This is a genomic window from Nocardia sp. NPDC059228, assembly GCF_042754245.1.
Classification (GTDB): Bacteria; Actinomycetota; Actinomycetes; order Mycobacteriales; family Mycobacteriaceae; genus Nocardia.
Genome location: NZ_JBHZAL010000198.1, coordinates 1 through 1,010, shown reverse-complemented (window position 1 = coordinate 1,010; position 1,010 = coordinate 1). Strand labels below are relative to the sequence as shown.

The following is a 1,010-nucleotide window of genomic DNA, read 5'->3' as shown; positions in this document are numbered from 1 at the left end:
GGTCAACCGTCATGTGGATCAGAGGAGAGGAAGCGCCCCGTGACCGAAATGGTGCTGGAAGTACTGGAGTCCGGACCGGGCGCCGGGTCCGAGGACGAACTCCGGTCTCTGGCCGACTGGCTGCGCGAGGACGAATCACTCGCCGGACACCTCCGCAGCCGGATCACGGCGTCCGAGCCCGCTCAGTCCGGCCACATGGGCACCGGCTTCGACGTGCTCCAACTCGCCCTCGGCAGCTCCTTGTCCACCGCGGCCCTCGTCATCTCCGTACTGCAGTGGCAGCTCTCACGCCGCCGGGCGTCCGTCCTCGTCCTGAGCCGCGGTGATGTACGCGTCGAACTCACCGCGGACGCGGCACGCGACGAGGAGACGGTGCGACGAGTCATGGCGGTCCTGGAGCCCGGCGAGGGAGGCGCGGGCGATGACGGCGGCTCTTCCTGACCCCACCCGCTCCCGGGCCGTCCTGATCGGCTCCGCCTCCTACCGTCACCTGCCCCAACTCCCGGCCGTCGAGGCCAATGTGGTGGACTTGGCGATGGAACTGTGCGACGGCACCGTCTGGGGGCTCCCCGTCCAGCACTGCACCGTGGTGACCGATCCACAGAGCGCGCCCGGGATGCTCGACCCCGTGCACCGCGCGGCCGACGAGGCCATGGACACCCTGATCGTGTACTACGCGGGGCACGGCATGCGTGATTCCGAGTCCGCCGACCTCTATCTCGCCCTCGGCGACTCCCGCGACACCATGGGCTACACAGCAGTCGCCTACCAGCACCTGCGCTCGGCGCTGCGGGGATCCCGTGCCAGGCGCAAGATCGTCATCCTGGACTGCTGCTTCAGCGGCCGGGCAGCGCGCACACTCTCCGGAGGCGACGTGCTCGCCGCACAAGCCGCCGTTGACGGCGCGTACGTCCTCACCGCGTCGCCCCGCGACCGTGTGGCCCTCGCGCCCGACGGGGAGCGCTACACCGCTTTCACCGGCGAACTACTGGCCGTGCTGCGCGGTGGTG

At 70.1% G+C, this 1,010-nt stretch carries 2 protein-coding genes; both read left to right on the top strand.

Annotated elements, in window-relative coordinates; translation table 11 throughout:
* Positions 1 to 48: 48 nt before the first annotated feature.
* On the top strand, positions 49 to 441 hold the full coding sequence (locus ACFXKA_RS43475; protein WP_379431981.1) for a hypothetical protein: 393 nt from the start codon (positions 49 to 51) through the stop codon (positions 439 to 441).
* The coding region (locus ACFXKA_RS43470) for a caspase domain-containing protein (RefSeq protein ID WP_379431980.1) at positions 422 to 1,010 on the top strand (589 nt) is incomplete at its 3' end. The genes ACFXKA_RS43475 and ACFXKA_RS43470, both read left to right, overlap by 20 nt.